The following is a 15,283-nucleotide window of genomic DNA, read 5'->3' as shown; positions in this document are numbered from 1 at the left end:
CCTATTTTTTCACCAACCCTACATAATCTGCCATTACCGATAGACTTTCCTCCTGGATGAAATCAAGCCCTTCCTCTACATCGGTCGTTGCCCCTCCGCCAAGCGGCAGATTAATTTTCATCTGTTGGAGTGCATCTGAACGGCTCTTATTCTTCAACCGGTTATCTTCGCGCTCTTTCTTCAATTGGTCTTCCTTAAGCGTCACACTGGTTTCGGCTTCCTGCTTCTGCATGGTGTCAATATCTTCCAACAGAAATTTATACGCCTGTGAACTATCCATGCGAGCTTGGTGCTTTTTACTGAGCTGAGCGATGATCGGCTTCAAATCGGTAATTGGCGCAAAATCCGTAGCATTGATCTGGTCCCAGGGCAAAGCCGATGGCTCCGAACTCTCACCATATTTTTCAGCAGAATATAGCGACGGAAACGTGAGGTCCGGTTCTACTCCTCTATGTTGCGTGCTGCTACCCGTAATCCGATAAAATTTAGCCAGGGTAATGTTAATTTGCCCGAACTGGGGCGCACCTGCCGGCAGCCCATCATTCCCATCAGCCTGTGCTTTCAACAGCAGGCGATCCGTCGGACTGATTACGCGGCTCATGTCAATGGCCGATTGTACAGTACCTTTGCCGTACGACTGTGACCCCAAAACAATGCCTCTACCGTAATCCTGGATAGCCGCAGCAAAAATTTCCGAGGCGGAAGCGCTGAATCGGTTAATAATGACACCCAACGGACCATCCCAAGCCACGCCATCTTCACGGTCGCTGTTTACCTCAATTTGATTCCGGGTATCGCGGACCTGAACCACCGGACCTTTGTCAATGAACAAGCCCGTTAATTCGATGGATTCCTGAAGTGATCCGCCGCCATTAAATCGTAGGTCCATCACGACCGCATCCACATTTTCCTGTTTGAGCGAGTCCAATAACAGCCGGACATCCCGCGTTGTGCTCTTGTAATTGGGATCGTTTTTCCGATAAGCCTCAAAATCAATATAGAACTTGGGAAGGCTGATGATGCCAATCCGGTAGGTCTTTCCATCGTCGCCAGTCACTTCCTTGATTTCACGCTTGGCCGATTCATCTTCGATCACCACCCGATCGCGGGTAAGGGACACTATTTTCGGCTCTGCAGTGACTTCCTCGCCGGCAGGTATAATTTTTAAACGCACCACCGTGCCTTTCGGGCCTTTTATTTTGGAAACTGCATGGTCCAGCTTCCAGCCGATAATGTCTTCAAATTCGCCATCTTTCCCTTGAGCTACGCCAATGATGCGGTCATCGATTTGCAGGGCCTTCGCCTTGTAAACGGGACCGCCCACAATGATATCGGCGACTTTCACCATCTCGTTTTCCATGGAAAGCCTCGCGCCAATACCCTCAAACGTATTGGCCATATCCTCATTAAATCGTTGTGCAAAATACGGATTGAAATAACTCGTATGCGGGTCGATCGCATCGGTGAGCGCCGTCATGATAACCTGAAAGGCCTCGTTATTATCCGTCTTTTTCGCCATTGAGATCAAATTTTTATACCGACTCGTCAACGTTTCCCTTTGCTTGGCCGTGGCCGAATCGGTATTGCTTCCGCTAAGACGCAAATTCAGCAAATCGTATTTCACCCGCTTACGCCATTGGTCGTTGGCTTCGGCCTCTGACGCAAACCAATTTTCTTTCTCACGGTTGTAAACATAGCGTTCGTCGATGGAAAAGTCATGTGGTGCATCGATCTGCGTCAAAGCAAAATTCAACCGATCCAGGTAACGTTCCATATATACGTTAAACACTTGATAGGCTGCGCTTAAATCACCCTTACGAAAATCTTCACCCAGGGTATTCCGATATTGTTCAAATGCATCAATATCGGATTGCATTAGGTAATTCTTCCCTTGATCTACTGCGTTGATCAGGTTGTCAAAAATCACAGAGGAAATAGAATCGCCAAAAGGCACTTTCTTATAACTTATGGATTCAAACAACCCCACCACATCCTTAGCTATTACGGCATGTTGCGCCGTTGGCTTCAGGCCTCCCGTCTCCGCATCGAGGTTCACTCTCGGCTTGGACCCGCAGGCTGCTATGGCCACCACAAACAGCGCAAAAAATACTTTCTTCAACATATTCTCCATACTTCTTTTATCCCTTTGTCTTCATTGTATCCAACCCACAATTCCATCGTCTTTATTTAGCCGCTAAATTTAATCAAAAAACTGCTATTCTATAATTACACCGGCGTCTTTTGTTTTGTTTTCAGACCGATCAATTATCGAGCGGTTTCTCCCCTTTGAATAAGATATTTTTGAGCGTGTCGTATCGGTTGAGGGCCAGGGCAGCCCCGTCATAATCGCCGGCTTGATGGTATAAGCTTCCCAACGCATCCTGGATTGCTAGCTGCATTCCCATGATATGGTCCTTCTTTGCCAGATCGCTCGCTACTTTATATTCTTCAATAGCCACCCGTGGATTACCCGAATGTTTCTTTGTTTCGGCGAGGTTGAATATGATCTCAGGCAGCTGGTCCTTGATCCCTTCCTTGTCAACGATGGTTTTCGCCTGTACCAAAAACCATTGGGCTTCAGGGTACCTGTGCTGTAAGGTGTAAATATCAGCCAATGTGCGATAAGCGGACGCACGGCCCGCTTCATTTTTTGCCCTACGGAATAAGGGTACAACTTTTCGGATGATATCCCGTTCGGCTTCCGGTGAAAAACCCATCTTAGCCTTAACAAGAGCCAATTCCATCAATGTTTCCGCCTGGCGGGTATTGCTTCCGTTTTTTACCGCCCGGTCATACAATTGCAGGCGTAAAGCATGCGCTTTGTCCAATTGCCCTAAATACTCATAGGTGACGGCCAGGTTATGTGCAATCGTTTCCCAATCGGATTGGTTACCCAGGGTCCGTTTGGCGTGCATTGCCTTTTCGAAAAACTCCACCGCAAAATCACATGCGCCCAACGCCACGTATTCCATGGCCAAGCGATTTTCAACGTCTGCCTGCAACCCCACCTGCTCCGGTGTTCCTCCACGTCCCAGTTCCATCCATAGCTTCCCTTCCACACTGGACATCTGCGCCTCCGCAATCGGCATGTATTTTGCCAATACCCGGCCATTGCCGGTCATATCCAACCGGTGATAGTACTTCATCCGGTTCACATATTCTTCCACCACGGCCGAATCAATTTCTTTTTCCGCATAGCGGTCGTCCAGTAACTCCTCGGCCGTCTTCGGCGCCGGGAGAAAATAAACACGGGGACCGATCCCCGCAAACGTACTGTCATATTTGGAGACCACGCCGGAGAAATCCACGTGTTGCTGGGCAAAGCTGCCATTCAAAACACCACAGAAAAAGAAACAAAAGCATATAACGTAGATAAACAGCCCTTGTTTTAACTTCATAATACATTCCAATCTGCGCACTAAGGTAGGAATTCTTACTTACTTTTCCTCATTATTACAATCCTGTTACGTTTTGGTTTACTGCTCGCAAGCCGGATTTTGTCTTGCCGGGGGATCTCCACCCGCTAGTTCCTTAGACCGTTGCCGGAGGATCGCTTTGGATAGGTATCAAGCGCCCGAGTGTCACAGACGGCCGGGAGCGCCGCAGCTGCGTTGCCTATCCAAAAATCGTCACTGCAAATAAAATACACCCAATTGATTTGTATACGCACAGCAATTTGGCTAACTTTGCTAAAAAACATGGCAACTCGGATTCCCTTGGCGGAGCGTATGCGCCCCACAACCATTGAAGACTACGTAGGACAACAGCACATCATCGGCGAAGGGGCGGTGTTACGCAACGCCATTCAGCAAAACAACATCCCTTCGATGATTCTCTGGGGTCCGCCGGGCGTTGGCAAAACCACCTTGGCTTCCATCATTTCCAAACAACTTGAACGATCGTTTTTCAGCCTCAGTGCGATCAATTCTGGCGTGAAGGATGTACGTGAAGTGATCGATAAAGCAGAACAACTCCGAAATTTCCAGCAAGAACAGCCCATCCTGTTCATTGACGAGATACATCGCTTTTCAAAATCGCAACAGGATTCCCTCCTTGGTGCGGTGGAGAGGGGGTTGGTTACGCTCATCGGGGCAACCACCGAAAATCCATCGTTCGAAGTCATATCGGCGCTGCTTTCTCGCTGCCAGGTATACGTATTGGAGCATCTAACCGAAAACGAACTGATCGGCATCATCGACAAAGCACTGGCGGAAGATGAATACCTCAGCAAATTATCGGTAACCGTAAAGGAATACGGGGCATTGCTTCGGCTTTCAGGTGGTGATGCCCGCAAGCTTCTAAACGTACTTGAGCTCGTCATAAATGCCGCCGGAGGAGCCCCCTTGGAAATCACCAATGATTTTGTACTGAAGCAGGTGCAGCAAAACATGGCCATCTATGACAAGACAGGTGAGCAGCATTATGACATCATTTCGGCCTTTATCAAATCCATCCGGGGCAGCGACCCAAATGCCGCGGTATATTGGTTGGCCCGGATGATTGAAGGGGGCGAAGACCCACTTTTTATCGCCCGAAGGTTGCTCATTCTGGCCTCGGAGGACATTGGCAATGCCAATCCGAATGCGTTGCTCCTCGCCAATAATTGTTTTCAGGCGGTAAACGTGGTCGGTTGGCCCGAGTCCCGCATCATTCTTTCGCAGACGGTCACGTACTTGGCGTCATCAGCAAAAAGCAATGCGGCATACGAAGCCATCAATAAAGCACAGGCATTGGTCAAGCAAACAGGCGACTTATCCGTTCCCCTGCATATCCGGAATGCGCCAACCAAACTGATGAAGCAACTCAATTACGGCAAAGATTACCAATATGCGCATGCTTATGAGGGCAATTTTGTCGAACAGGAATTTATGCCGGATGGCCTGAGCGGGGTGAAGCTATATGATCCCGGAAAGAATCCTACCGAGGAGAAGCTACGTGAGAAATTGAGGCAAAACTGGAAAGGCAAATATGGCTACTAACGCATTTGTGGTTACCGCAGACGGTTCGAAGACCTTATTCAACGCCGAAATCGGGGAGCATTACCACTCGAAACATGGTGCCGTGCAGGAAAGCAGGCACGTTTTTATCGGCATGGGACTGTCTTACTTTCTGGATTTGCATCAACCGGAATCTGTATCCATTCTGGAAATCGGATTGGGTACCGGGCTCAACTTCCTGTTGAGTGCGGACTACTGTATCCGGAATCAGGTCAAGCTCGATTATGTAGGCGTGGAGGCCCACCCGCTATCGGCCGAACTGATCGCACAAACCGGGTATAACGAGTATGTATCCGCTGCGTTATGGACTTCCTTCCTTACACAGTATAGCAACAGCTGGAGCAGTCCCCAGGTCATCCGCCCGGATTGCGTACTGACTGCCAAAGACAGGGAAATATTGCATTTCACGACCGGTAAGCGATTTGATATCCTCTATTTCGATGCGTTTGCGTCGACCAGACAACCGGAAATGTGGTCGGAAGAAACGTTGCGGCACGTCTGCAGCTTTATAAAGACGGATGGTGTATTCGTTACCTATGCCATCACTGGGCATTTAAAACGAACATTGAAGGGGCTGGGCTTTTCGGTCGAAAAACTGCCCGGAGCACCGGGAAAAAGAGAGATGCTCCGAGCTATCAAAATATAACAATTAATGATGATGTGAGCCGTCCGGACCATGCGAATGCCCGTGTGCCAACTCATCGGCTGTCGCTTCCCGTACAGATAAAACCTCGATGGAAAAATGGAGATTTTGACCAGCCATCGGATGATTCAGATCAACCACAACCACCTCAGGGCTTACCTCGGTCACCTTGCCGCGGAATTGGTTCCCTTGATTGTCTTGTAGGGGCAGAATCTGGCCCACGGCCGGAATACCGCTTTCCTTAAACATATCGACGGGAAGCGTAGCGATAGCTTGCTCATTAAACTCGCCGTATGCATCTTCAGCCTGAAGTTCAAAATCAGTCGTATCTCCGGCCCCCAGTCCGGCAATATTTTCTTCAAATTTCGGCAACATCATGCCCACACCAAATAGGAAATCCAACGGATTATCCCGGCCGGCCTCTTCAACAAATGTCTTTTCGCCATTGTCAACAGTGTGGAGTTTGTAAGTCAGCGTAACAACGCTGTTGGGTACAATAGTCATTTTTGTTTAAATTAGGGGACATGTCATGCCCCAGTTATCATTGTGTAATTAATTGCAACAGTGCTTCGATATTCTCCACTGGCAGACTGCACGTCTTATCGCGGCACACATACGCCCGGGTTGTATCTCCAACCCTTTTTTCTAACAAGGGAAGGGTTCCTTTTGTTCCACCCAATATCAATTTATTGGGAATGTACGTTGCATCCAACGCTACCCGGAATGGATGCCAGCCGGGCCCTGTTATTACGACTTCATAGCAACCAAAAACTTCTTCCAACAATTGAATTGCCCAGTTGGAATATGCCGATCCATAGGCATCCATCTGCGGAACAACGTTTGCCAGCGCTTGTGAAGCAATCGTCAGATACCGTTGTTCATCAAAAATCAGTCCCAACCGGCCGAGCGCGCGCACAATGCTCGAAGCGGAAGAAGGAATGACGTTGTCCATCACCTCCTGTTTGCGGGCGATGAGCGTTTCCGCCAAGGAGGACGTATAATAAAATGCAGCCGTATCTTGATCGTAAAAGTGCGCTAGAACATACTCCATCAGCCTTTTTGCCTCGTAAACCCAATTTTCGTCAAAGGTTGCTTCATACAATGCCTGAAAGGCTTCGATACAAAAGGCATAATCATCGAGAAAACCCGAAATGGTCTTGCCGTTCGCATCGGGCTGATGCAGTAGGCCGCCATCTTTGGCATACAGATGTGCGCGTATAAATCCCGCGTTGTTTAACGCACAACGCAGGTACTCAGGTACGCCGAACACCCGATACGCATCCAGAAATCCTTTGAGCATCAATGCATTCCAGGATGTAAGCTGTTTATTATCCAATCCAGGCTTCACCCGTTTATTCCGGTAGTCCAGCAACCGTTGCTTTCCCTGAGCAAGATAAGTGTCCCACTCTTCCACGGAGAAACCCGCCTCCTGTGCCATTTTGTCTGCCTCGATATCGACTTTCAGTACATTCGTATGTTCTTCCTCCCAGTTCCCGGGCCGCGTGACTCCAAAGTATCGAACGAACAATTCTGCATCTTCACCCAATACCTGCTCAATCTCATCTTGCTGAAATGTATAGAACTTACCCTCTACTCCTTCACTGTCGGCGTCAAGCGCACAATAGAACCCGCCATCGGGACTTGTCATTTCACGCTGTATCCATGCCAGCGTTTCCATGACAACCCGTTTGTATTGATCTGTGGGACGTTGCTGCCAAGCTTCTGTATACAAGCTAACCAATTGGGCGTTGTCATACAGCATCTTTTCGAAATGCGGGATATGCCACCGGCCGTCCACCGAATACCGTGCAAATCCGCCTCCTACGTGATCATAAATGCCCCCGGAAGCAATTTTCCGCAAGGTGAGGTGTACGTGTTCCACAATTTCCGGATCGTTCGCTAATACGCCGTACCGCAGCAAAAACAACCAATTATTGGGCATTGGAAATTTAGGCACCCGCGTATGTCCACCCTCTTGCTTATCAAAAAGGCGTTTCCAGGGGGTGACGATCGCCTCCAATTCTTTCTTGGTATAAGCTTCTGGAATCCTACTCACCGGGAGTTGCTCACTCTGCTGTATGCCTGCTGTGAGCCGCTGTGCATAGTCCGTAGCAACTTCGGGGTTTTCCCGCCACATCTCCGCCAGCTGCAAGAGTACATTTTTCCAGTCGGTGGGCCTGAAATATGTCCCCCCGTAAATCGGGCGGCCGTCAGGCAAACAGATGCAGTTAAGTGGCCACCCGCCCTGGTTGGTCATCAGCTGCACGGCTATCATGTATAGCTGATCGATATCCGGGCGCTCCTCACGGTCGACTTTAATGGACACGAAATGCTGGTTCATCACCGCCGCGATATCGTCATTCTCGAAACTTTCCCGCTCCATCACATGGCACCAATGGCATGCCGAATAGCCGATGCTTACAACGATCAGCTTATTTTCCGACCTGGCTCTGTTCAAAGCCTCGTCTCCCCACGGATACCATTCAACCGGATTATGTTGGTGTTGTAACAGATAGGGAGATGTTTCGTTATGGAGTTTATTGGGCATTGGAAGTAAAGGTAAAGTTTTTTAAATGAAAAACGTTAAATGAAAACGTCTATTCAATTTGAATGTGTTATGTGTCTTGCTTCGGATAGGTAAACCATACTTGGCTGCCTAAACCGCCGCTTATGGACGCCCAGTCTTCAATGTCGTCAAATCGAATGTGTACCAAACCACAGGTAGGGAGATTATAAATTTGCTCATCCGTAAGGTAATTCACCAGCAGGGTAAGTCCGGGGTTGTGTCCGAAAAGCGCAATGCTTTGATAAGTGTTATCAAGTTCGCCAACAATTTCCAGCAAGGTTGTTGGTAATGCTTCATAGATACGGATATCCGTTTGGATCGTACTCACCGGCATTTCCAACCGATTGGCAAATAACTGCGCCGTAGTTAAGGCTCGTTTGGCAGGACTGCTAACCAACAGCTCAGGCTTAATTGGATACGCGTTCAGTCGTTCAGCCATCTTCGGCGCGTCGGCGAATCCCCGCGTATTGAGTGGCCTGTCGAAGTCACTGACATCGAAATTCCAATCCGACTTGGCGTGCCTGATGACGAACAAATTCTTGGCCATATGAGAAAGGTTGCAATAATCATGCCTGCGAATACCCAGATAAAAGGCACTGCACCCTACTGTTCGAGCAGCCGCCATCGCATCGGCAGCATGGGGATGGCGTCTTTCGGTTCAAAAAGGGACTTCCTGCTTGGAGAATCGATCGATTCCCATTTTTCTATTGATAAGGGAAGGCTTCCCATTTTCGGTACAATGCCATCCATTATAGACAACACAGCTTGCAACCCCGGTTCGTTGCGGTCGCCCCAATTCGGATTTGCTGATAGCGTGACCCCTGCATCAGGTTCCATTCCTTCAAAATAGTCGAACCAGCCGTCGGCATTTTTGATCAGGAAACTTGAAAGGTAAACCGTGTACTTATCGATATTGATACCAAAAAAGCCCACCGGCTTGCCGTAGGTTTTCGCACCTACCAATCGGACGTTGAAATAAGGTTTTAAGCAGCTGATCAGAAGTTCGGCGGCAGAGGCCGTGTTCCCAGACACGATGAAGTAGATGTTTTCGGTTGCGCTAAAAGATCCCTTCTTTTCAAAAGTAAACGTGTTGGCTGCTAAGCTGTAGTCAATGTCGGCCAACGTGGCTTGCCTGCCCTGAAAGGCGACAGGATTACCTTCTGCATCTAGATAAAGTTGATGCTGCAGAATGGTCGCTTTCCCGTTTTGCATAAGCGGATTAAATTCCTCCGCAAACATGGTTTTTCCATTCAAGGAAGCTGGGGCAATCAAGTTCGCCACATAGGCAGCTGTTTCTACATAACCGCCATTATTGTTCCGAAGGTCGATGACCAGTTCATTCGCCCCGGCTTCGGCAAACTCGCCAAAGGCTTCATCCAGCGCGGCCTGGTGGTCGGCCAATCGCGGGAAACCTCCGAGAACCAAGTAAGCCACCCGTTTATCTCCCTGCCGGATCACCGAACGGTATACCACCGGATCGGAGTTGGAAATGGCTGCCTTGGCGCTTATGTCCTCATTGATTTTTTCTTCCAAATAGGAATACCGCGGGATGCCGTGCCGTATAGGGTATTCGTACGGGCGTTTGTTAGCCGGATTCACGGCAAACTGCGTGATGTCGAAAAGTTCGTTTTGTAAAGCATTTATTTCCGGTTGGATGGCACCATATTGTCCGCGAGGATTAAACTGCTCATATGCAGGTAGCGCATCGTGCCAGCGATATACTTGCGCAGCGTACAGAAAGAGGGAATCCAAGGTAAGTTGCTTGCGGCTGCCTGTCGCGGGCGAAACGATCTCTTCACTTTTTTCCGGAACAGGCGGCGTGTCTTTTTTACAAGCGATGAAAGCAACCGTAATTGATATCAGCTGTATACATCGGATGATGTGCCGGAACGCGGGATAACGGATAAATCGCATGGTTGTAAACTGGAATAATGGTAATGTGGATTTACATACATAAACGAGATAAAAATCTACTATTCGATTTTTCTCCCTCACCAATGGGGCAAAATATCAAATGTTATGTATTACAATTGAATACAAATTTAAATCATTTTAATCATTCAAGTATGAAAAGAAATTGAAGCTTGCGGTTTTAACACCCCTCTTAATCTCAATACGTGTGTTTTAGAGAAAAATTAGACACACCTGTAACATTTCAATTCTTATGACCGTTAACAAAGTATGAGCGATAGAGCGGTGCGGTTCTCAGATTACCAAGCCATGCTTCGGGCAGAAATAGGAACTTCTTTGTTTCGTCAATTGCCCTTTTTCAGGTACTACCGGCGATGGAAGAAAAGCCTTAAGAACCCAGATGTGTTGGGCGATGGGATTCCGTGGATTAATTTTCCTGCGATTGATTTCCTAGAAAGGCATCATCGGCCCGATATGCGGGTGTTTGAATATGGAGGCGGTGCATCGACACTGTTTTGGGCTTCTAGGGTGAAAGCAGTTACAACGGTCGAACATGATGAGCAATGGGTCATCAACCTTGCCGTTAAGTTACGCCAATTGAGGATTGACAATGTTGAAGTCCACCATATTTCCTCTGAGCCTGATCCTGACTTCGGGCAAAAACGCATTGCATCGTTAACAGACTACATCTCCGACGACCCGCTTCATCAAGGCAAACATTTTGAGCGGTATGTAAATAAAATCCTCGAATTCCCTGATGCCCATTTCGATATAGTCGTGGTAGACGGCCGCTCCCGTCCGTCGTGTATTGCTACCGCTAGGTCGAAGGTAAAATCCGGAGGTATATTGTTGCTGGATAATACAGAACGGGGCTATTATCTTTCCGAAACTTGGCCACTACTTCGACAGCAAGGTTGGGCACGATTGGATTTTTTCGGTCCGGTTCCTTATCTTTATCACTTTTGCAAGACAACAGCGTTTGTACACAAAGGGTAACGAATTGGCAGCTCCTATCATATTATTTACCTACAATAGACCCTCGCACACCCGCGAGACGGTAACCTATTTGCAACGTAACCATCTTGCGAAAGAAAGTGAACTAATTGTATATGCCGATGGGCCAAAGTCAACAGCAGATGAACCGTTAGTCAGTGAGTTGCGGAATTATCTGAAACAAATCAATGGATTCAAGCGACTTACCGTAATCGAACGGCCTGAAAACTTGGGCCTGGCGCGAAATATCATTACCGGAGTAACTGAAACCCTGCATAAGCATGACAAAGTAATCGTTGTAGAGGACGATCTGGTGACCTCACCATGGTTTCTAACGTATATGAACAATGGTCTAACGCGTTACGCTGGATACCATGAGGTAGCCAGTATACACGGTTACGTGTATCCAGTAAAACAGTTACTTTCCGAGGCATTCTTTATCAAAGGTGCCGATTGCTGGGGCTGGGCTACATGGAAACGCGCCTGGGAGCATTTCGAGCCGAATGGGAGCTTGTTGCTCGAAGCCCTTCAGAAGCGGGGACTAACCCTTGATTTTGACTTTAACGGCGCCTATCCTTACACTCAAATGTTGGAAGATCAGATTGCGGGAAAGAACGACTCCTGGGCCATTCGTTGGTATGCATCGGCGTTTCTGAACGACATGCTTACCCTATATCCCGGCAAATCGCTCGTGCATAATATCGGAAACGATGCTAGCGGCACCCATAGCGGGGCCGACTCAACGTACGATACCGAAGTATTTCAAGATAAAATCAACGTGGAAACTGAAGTAACACATAACTCTGAGGCGTTCGCTGTCATCGCTGATTTTTTGCGTTCGTTGCACCATCCGCAACCCGCCACCGTCAAGAAAAAAAACTGGCTCAATAAACTGTTTGACCGATGAAATTATTCTCAAAAAAGAAGAAAAATACGGCCCGTCCTCTACCGCTATACGGCTGGTTTGGGAACTATTCCTCCTGGGAGGACGCTAGCCAGGAAACGGGCGGCTATCATCAGGCCAACATCTTGGAAAAAACGAAAAATGCTCTGTTGAAAATACGGGATGGGGAAGCCGCCTACGAACGGGACTCTGTATTATTTGACAAGAAAGAGTACCCCTTTCCGGTCATCGCATGCCTGCTTCACATCGCAGCGAAACATGAAAACACCCTTCGTCTTATCGATTTCGGAGGTTCTTTGGGCAGCACTTATTTTCAGGTGAGGGATTTCCTTGAGCCGATCGACCAACTAAGTTGGCACGTCGTGGAACAGCCGCGTTATGTCGAAAGCGGAAGGCTGGAATTTGAAAACAATCAGTTGAAATTCTACCATGACATTGCCCAAAGCATGGCCATCGAGCAACCCGACGTGATTTTACTATCCAGTGTAGTGCAATATTTGGACAAACCCCACGACTTTTTATCCGAATTAGCGAACTATCAGGTCGAATACCTCCTCTTTGACCGCACAGCATTCGTACGTAACGGCAACGACCGTCTCACCGTCCAACGGGTCCCGCCGGAAATATATGACGCATCGTACCCTTCCTGGTTTTTCAACGAAGCACAATTCATGAAACATTTCAGTCAATATACGTTGGTGGCAGACTTCACCTCATACGTTGCCGGCGAAGCCGACCTGTACATCGATGGTCAGTTGGCTGGATATGATAAAGGATTTCTGTTGCAAAGAAAATCGCTATGATCCATTTTTGTACGTTATTCAATTCACTATACCTATCCAGGGGGTTGGCCATGTACCGATCCCTTGAACAGCATTGCCCCTGCTTTCGACTTTATATCTTCGCGTTTGATGATTTATGCTATCAAACACTCAACAAATTGCAATTACCCAATGCTACCGTAATTTCCCTTGCCGAATTCGAAGACGATCAACTGTTGGGAGTGAAACCTACCCGTACCTCTGGAGAATACTGCTGGACATGCACTCCATCCACTATCCGGTATTGCATCCAAACATACGGCCTTGATGCCTGTACCTACATCGACGCCGACCTACTTTTCTTCGCGGATCCATCGGTGCTCATTGACGAGATGGCAGACCGGTCCGTCCTGATCACTTCGCATCGCTATTCACCGCAATACGACCAATCGGCCGCAAGCGGTACTTATTGCGTGCAATTCATCTGCTTCAAAAATACGGAAGAGGGTATGCGCGTACTTGAATGGTGGCGAGAAGCCTGCCTAGAATGGTGTTACAACCGCATCGAGGATGGCAAATTCGGCGATCAGAAATACCTTGATGACTGGCCCGGTCGCTTTTCCGGCGTGCACGAGTTGCAACACCTCGGAGGCGGGGTGGCACCCTGGAATATCCAGCAATACGATTTCGCGTACCGGAACAGTTTCCTAACCGGAAAAGAACTGGCGAGCGACTCGGATTTCCGGGTGATTTTCTATCATTACCACGGCTTCCGGTATGCGGAGGCTAATGCCTTTATCCCATCGCACCATTATTTGCTTTCTGAAAATGATTTGAAGCATATCTACAGCCCCTATATCAAAGCCTTAAAGGCCGCAGACAACGAACTCAAAAAAAAGGGTATGACAGACCGGTTCCATGAAGCGGTTGAGATCCCCCGTATACGTAAGTCTCTCCGCCGTATGTTTAAACTTTATGTAACTGGTCGCTTCCGCGAATTCTATCACCAATCGTATTTTCTTACCTAATGGCCTATCAAATCGATTTAAAAACATTCACCGATCAACGCGGCAATCTCACCGTTATCGAAAAGATCATACCCTTTGATGTAAAGCGGATTTTTTACATTTATGGCGTCGACGATTCCGTACGCGGCGGACACCGACATCACACCACCATCCAAGCGGCTATCTGCCTGAAGGGCAGCTGTACCATCTATAATCACGATGGCATCGGCGAAGACACGTTTATACTGGATGCACCGCATAAATGCCTCATCCTGGAAACGCAGGACTGGCACCAGATGTACGATTTTACACCGGATGCCATCTTGATGGTATTAGCATCGGAGTATTTTGATCCCGCGGATTACATTTACGAACCTTACAAGCCATGATTGCATACGAGGATTTATTGAAAGTAAACGAACACTTTTTCAAGGAATACACTGAGACATTCCAGCATACACTGCATAGCGGCTGGTATATTCTAGGCAACGAGGTAAGTGGCTTCGAATCGGCTTTTGCTCAATACTGTGGCGCTGGGCACTGTGTCGGCGTGGCATCCGGATTGGATGCGATGATCCTCGCTTTCAAACATTTTGGTTTTGCTACAGGCGATGAGGTCATTGTGCCTTCCAATACCTATATTGCCTCCATACTGGCCATACTGCACGCTGGATTAACACCGGTTTTGGTCGAGCCGGATATCCATTCGTACAACATCGACCCACTGAAAATCGAGGAAGCCATTTCGCCAAAGACAAAGGCCATCTTAGTCGTGCACCTTTACGGAAAAATGTGCGACATGGCCCCTATTATGGCCATTGCGGATCATCACGGCCTCCGGGTAGTGGAAGACTGTGCACAGGCACATGGAGCATCCTATTACGGCAAACAAGCGGGCACATTTGGTGACTTTGGAGCATTCAGTTTTTACCCTACAAAGAACCTTGGAGCATTGGGCGATGCAGGTGCCGTGACTACCCATTCCGCAGAAGCCGCCGCCGCCATACGCGCACTGCGGAATTATGGATCATCTGAAAAATACGTAAACGATTATATCGGATACAATTCGCGCCTCGACGAATTCCAGGCAGCGTTCCTCTCAGTCAAGCTAAGGCACCTCGACGCTATTACCGCTCATAAACGCAAGTTAGCCGCTCTCTATTTTAATGAACTGAAAGACGACTTCATCCTTCCGATCCTGCAGCCTGGATTCGATGATGTATTTCATATCTTCGCCGTCCGACACCCGAGGCGGGATGATTTGCGCGCTCATCTGCTGAAACAGGGTATCAAAACGGAAGTCCATTATCCTACGCCTCCTCATAAGCAGAAAGCGCTTAGTGGCATTTTTGCCCACAACAGCTATCCGCTGTCTGAAGAGATACACAAAACGATACTAAGTCTGCCTATTTCTTACGGACATTCGGAAACCGATATTTGGCAGGTTGTGAAAGCAATGAATGCATTTTAAGCACGAATAAAAATAAGCGGTTCATAACAG

General features: G+C 48.1%; 14 protein-coding genes. 8 read left to right on the top strand and 6 right to left on the bottom strand.

From position 1 onward, the window contains the following. Nucleotide 1: 1 nt before the first annotated feature. A complete protein-coding gene (locus ACFQRK_RS13160) occupies nt 2-2,122 on the bottom strand; it encodes a carboxy terminal-processing peptidase (RefSeq protein ID WP_379007373.1) in 2,121 nt (706 codons plus the stop codon). Between the two features lie 139 nt (nt 2,123-2,261). Next, nucleotides 2,262-3,398 carry a tetratricopeptide repeat protein gene (locus ACFQRK_RS13155; RefSeq protein WP_379007371.1) on the bottom strand — a complete coding sequence of 379 codons (1,137 nt, stop codon included), beginning with the start codon at nt 3,396-3,398 and terminating at the stop codon, nt 2,262-2,264. Nucleotides 3,399-3,698: 300 nt separating this feature from the next. Between ACFQRK_RS13155 and ACFQRK_RS13150 the strand changes: the two genes are divergently transcribed. Next, nucleotides 3,699-4,979, top strand: coding sequence for a replication-associated recombination protein A (locus ACFQRK_RS13150; RefSeq protein ID WP_379007370.1), 1,281 nt, complete (start codon nt 3,699-3,701; stop codon nt 4,977-4,979). Beyond that, entirely contained in the window at nt 4,969-5,643 is a 675-nt protein-coding gene (mnmD, locus tag ACFQRK_RS13145) for a tRNA (5-methylaminomethyl-2-thiouridine)(34)-methyltransferase MnmD (protein ID WP_379007368.1), read from the top strand. Before ACFQRK_RS13150 ends, mnmD begins: the two co-directional genes overlap by 11 nt. Nucleotides 5,644-5,646: 3 nt before the next feature. Here the strand turns inward: mnmD and ACFQRK_RS13140 are convergent, their stop codons facing one another. The 4 genes from ACFQRK_RS13140 to ACFQRK_RS13125 all read right to left on the bottom strand — a co-directional run bounded on the left by ACFQRK_RS13140 (nt 5,647) and on the right by ACFQRK_RS13125 (nt 10,120). Continuing rightward, entirely contained in the window at nt 5,647-6,144 is a 498-nt protein-coding gene (locus tag ACFQRK_RS13140; protein ID WP_379007365.1) for a peptidylprolyl isomerase, read from the bottom strand. Between the two features lie 37 nt (nt 6,145-6,181). Then, on the bottom strand, nt 6,182-8,188 hold the full coding sequence (locus tag ACFQRK_RS13135; RefSeq protein ID WP_379007363.1) for a thioredoxin domain-containing protein: 2,007 nt from the start codon (nt 8,186-8,188) through the stop codon (nt 6,182-6,184). 67 nt (nt 8,189-8,255) lie between these two features. Next, nucleotides 8,256-8,753, bottom strand: coding sequence for a SixA phosphatase family protein (locus ACFQRK_RS13130; RefSeq protein ID WP_379007360.1), 498 nt, complete (start codon nt 8,751-8,753; stop codon nt 8,256-8,258). Nucleotides 8,754-8,809: 56 nt separating this feature from the next. After that, entirely contained in the window at nt 8,810-10,120 is a 1,311-nt protein-coding gene (locus ACFQRK_RS13125; protein WP_379007358.1) for a S41 family peptidase, read from the bottom strand. Nucleotides 10,121-10,387: 267 nt separating this feature from the next. Here ACFQRK_RS13125 and ACFQRK_RS13120 point away from each other — a divergent pair, with 267 nt between their 5' ends. Genes ACFQRK_RS13120 through ACFQRK_RS13095 form a run of 6 tightly spaced genes read left to right on the top strand, consistent with a single transcriptional unit; the run spans nt 10,388 to nt 15,253 of the window. Then, nucleotides 10,388-11,113: a hypothetical protein gene (locus ACFQRK_RS13120; protein ID WP_379007356.1), complete on the top strand. Its 726-nt coding sequence runs from the start codon at nt 10,388-10,390 to the stop codon at nt 11,111-11,113. Then, complete coding sequence (locus ACFQRK_RS13115) at nt 11,097-12,017, top strand: glycosyltransferase (RefSeq protein WP_379007353.1); 921 nt, start codon at nt 11,097-11,099, stop codon at nt 12,015-12,017. The genes ACFQRK_RS13120 and ACFQRK_RS13115 overlap by 17 nt, the downstream gene beginning before the upstream one ends. Further along, complete coding sequence (locus tag ACFQRK_RS13110) at nt 12,014-12,817, top strand: TIGR04325 family methyltransferase (RefSeq protein WP_379007351.1); 804 nt, start codon at nt 12,014-12,016, stop codon at nt 12,815-12,817. The genes ACFQRK_RS13115 and ACFQRK_RS13110 overlap by 4 nt, the downstream gene beginning before the upstream one ends. Beyond that, on the top strand, nt 12,814-13,803 hold the full coding sequence (locus ACFQRK_RS13105) for a glycosyl transferase (RefSeq protein ID WP_379007349.1): 990 nt from the start codon (nt 12,814-12,816) through the stop codon (nt 13,801-13,803). Before ACFQRK_RS13110 ends, ACFQRK_RS13105 begins: the two co-directional genes overlap by 4 nt. Then, nucleotides 13,803-14,171, top strand: a complete 369-nt coding sequence (locus ACFQRK_RS13100) for a sugar 3,4-ketoisomerase (protein WP_379007348.1) — start codon at nt 13,803-13,805, stop codon at nt 14,169-14,171. The genes ACFQRK_RS13105 and ACFQRK_RS13100 overlap by 1 nt, the downstream gene beginning before the upstream one ends. Further along, nucleotides 14,168-15,253: a DegT/DnrJ/EryC1/StrS family aminotransferase gene (locus ACFQRK_RS13095; RefSeq protein WP_379007347.1), complete on the top strand. Its 1,086-nt coding sequence runs from the start codon at nt 14,168-14,170 to the stop codon at nt 15,251-15,253. Before ACFQRK_RS13100 ends, ACFQRK_RS13095 begins: the two co-directional genes overlap by 4 nt. Nucleotides 15,254-15,283 lie beyond the last annotated feature (30 nt).

The organism is Parapedobacter sp. GCM10030251 (genome assembly GCF_042666505.1).
Classification (GTDB): domain Bacteria; phylum Bacteroidota; class Bacteroidia; order Sphingobacteriales; family Sphingobacteriaceae; genus Parapedobacter.
Note: the sequence above shows the minus strand (reverse complement) of the source record. Positions and strands in the feature narration are given on the sequence as shown.

Coding starts and splice junctions, on each gene's coding strand:
- ACFQRK_RS13120 (WP_379007356.1), top strand. CDS start 10,388: ATGAGCGATAGAGCGGTGCGGTTCTCAGATTACCAAGCCATGCTTCGG.
- mnmD (WP_379007368.1), top strand. CDS start 4,969: ATGGCTACTAACGCATTTGTGGTTACCGCAGACGGTTCGAAGACCTTA.
- ACFQRK_RS13130 (WP_379007360.1), bottom strand. CDS start 8,753: ATGGCCAAGAATTTGTTCGTCATCAGGCACGCCAAGTCGGATTGGAAT.
- ACFQRK_RS13150 (WP_379007370.1), top strand. CDS start 3,699: ATGGCAACTCGGATTCCCTTGGCGGAGCGTATGCGCCCCACAACCATT.
- ACFQRK_RS13125 (WP_379007358.1), bottom strand. CDS start 10,120: ATGCGATTTATCCGTTATCCCGCGTTCCGGCACATCATCCGATGTATA.
- ACFQRK_RS13160 (WP_379007373.1), bottom strand. CDS start 2,122: ATGTTGAAGAAAGTATTTTTTGCGCTGTTTGTGGTGGCCATAGCAGCC.
- ACFQRK_RS13100 (WP_379007348.1), top strand. CDS start 13,803: ATGGCCTATCAAATCGATTTAAAAACATTCACCGATCAACGCGGCAAT.
- ACFQRK_RS13135 (WP_379007363.1), bottom strand. CDS start 8,188: ATGCCCAATAAACTCCATAACGAAACATCTCCCTATCTGTTACAACAC.
- ACFQRK_RS13110 (WP_379007351.1), top strand. CDS start 12,014: ATGAAATTATTCTCAAAAAAGAAGAAAAATACGGCCCGTCCTCTACCG.
- ACFQRK_RS13140 (WP_379007365.1), bottom strand. CDS start 6,144: ATGACTATTGTACCCAACAGCGTTGTTACGCTGACTTACAAACTCCAC.
- ACFQRK_RS13095 (WP_379007347.1), top strand. CDS start 14,168: ATGATTGCATACGAGGATTTATTGAAAGTAAACGAACACTTTTTCAAG.
- ACFQRK_RS13155 (WP_379007371.1), bottom strand. CDS start 3,398: ATGAAGTTAAAACAAGGGCTGTTTATCTACGTTATATGCTTTTGTTTC.
- ACFQRK_RS13105 (WP_379007349.1), top strand. CDS start 12,814: ATGATCCATTTTTGTACGTTATTCAATTCACTATACCTATCCAGGGGG.